This is a genomic window from Burkholderia sp. Ac-20349, from assembly GCF_017104865.1.
In the GTDB taxonomy this organism is placed as follows: Bacteria; Pseudomonadota; Gammaproteobacteria; order Burkholderiales; family Burkholderiaceae; genus Burkholderia; species Burkholderia aenigmatica.
The window spans coordinates 1-1,616 of sequence record NZ_JAAGPM010000327.1 but is presented as its reverse complement, the minus strand read 5'-3'; the positions used below and the strand labels follow the sequence as shown (position 1 = coordinate 1,616).

General features: G+C 67.6%; 1 protein-coding gene. It reads left to right on the top strand.

The features are described from left to right. On the top strand, window positions 1-1,173 hold a 1,173-nt coding region (locus G3N61_RS38995; RefSeq protein ID WP_241018136.1), incomplete at its 5' end, for a cellulose synthase subunit BcsC-related outer membrane protein. Window positions 1,174-1,616: the final 443 nt, after the last annotated feature.

The following is a 1,616-nucleotide window of genomic DNA, read 5'->3' as shown; positions in this document are numbered from 1 at the left end:
GCTGCGACGGACTGCGTGCTCGCCATCGCGGCCGGTGTGCCGGATGACGCGGCTTGCGCCGGTGTCGCCGCTTCATATCGCCAGATTGCAACGACGGCCACGCCAATCGCCGCGATCGCGCCCGTGCATCTCGACGCGGGCACGCTCGATACGAGCAACCCGAACGCGTATTCGCTGAAATCCTTCGGCACCTACGGGGGGCTCAGCGCGCTGGCCGCGTCGCCCCTCCAGTCGGCGCTGGATCAGCAGGCCGCCGCGTTGATCGCGCATCCGCAGGGCGACCTGCACCAGCCGATGACGGGTGTCGCGCTCGGCGCCGGCTATCTGTCGGACGCATGGCGTTTCGATCTCGGCACGTCGCCGCTCGGTTTCCCCGTGCATTACCTCGTCGGCGGCGTGCGCTATCGCTTCGACGCGGGCCCGGCCAGTTTCTCGGTGAACGCGTCGCGGCGGCCGGAAACGAGCAGCGTGCTGTCGTACTCGGGGATGCGCGACCCGTGGACGGGCTGGGTTTGGGGCGGCGTGCGCCGCGACGGCGTGAACCTGCGCGCGTCGGTCGACGTCGGCCGCACGAACCTGTTCGCGGAACTCGGCGCGGGCGTGCTGTCCGGCCGCAACGTCGAACGCAACGCGGCAGTCACGCTGCGCACGGGCTTCACCATGCCGGTGTACGAGCGCGCGACGATGAAGGTCAGCACCGGGCTCGTCGGCAATGCGTGGCACTACGCGCAGAACCTGCGCTACTACACGTACGGGCAGGGCGGCTACTACAGCCCGCAGCGCTACCTGTCGCTCGGCGTGCCGATCGAATGGGCGGGGCGGCACGATGCGCTGTCGTGGGACCTGACCGTCACGGGCGGGATCTCGAACAGCTACGAGAAGGATTCGCTGTATTACCCGACGTTCTCGAATCTGCGGGCCGAGCAGGTCGCGGCCGGGCTCGTGTACGCGGGCAGCTCGACGCGCGGCGTGTCGTTCTCTTACGGCATCAACGGGATCGTCGAGTACCGCGTGAACCCGCACCTGAGCGTCGGCGCACAACTGAACGTCGACCGGTCGCACGACTACGCGCCGAGTTCGGCGCTCGTGTACCTGCGCTATGCGTTCGATGCGCGCGCGCAACGCAGCTGGCTCGTCACGCCGACGCCCGTTCGGCTTTATTCGGATTACTAGGGTCTGTTTCCATATGGAACGCACATGCGAATGCCCGAAATCGCTCGGAGGGCAAGAAGTGAGGAGCGCCGTTTGGCCGAGCCAAACAAGCGACGAGCGACGCCGCCATACGGGCGATTTCGGGCATTCCCGTGGAATGGATTTTTTAATTAGGGGTTGCCACGAGAACGGCCGCTCGCCGCGTTGCGCTCCTTGCGAATACGTCAGTATTCGCGGCGTCACGCGCCTCGCGAGCGGCCGTTCTCGTGGCAACGCATGTGCGTTCCATATGGAAACAGACCCTAGGGGACCGTCGTGAATACGGAATTCGATGCCACCCGTCCTGCGCTCGGCGCCGCCGGCCTGCTGGGCCGCCTGCGTGCGCTGCTGGGCACGGGGCCGGCCGGCGGTCGCGCCGGCACGGTGAGCCGGCTCGCGATCGACGGCTTGCCCGATGCCTGGAC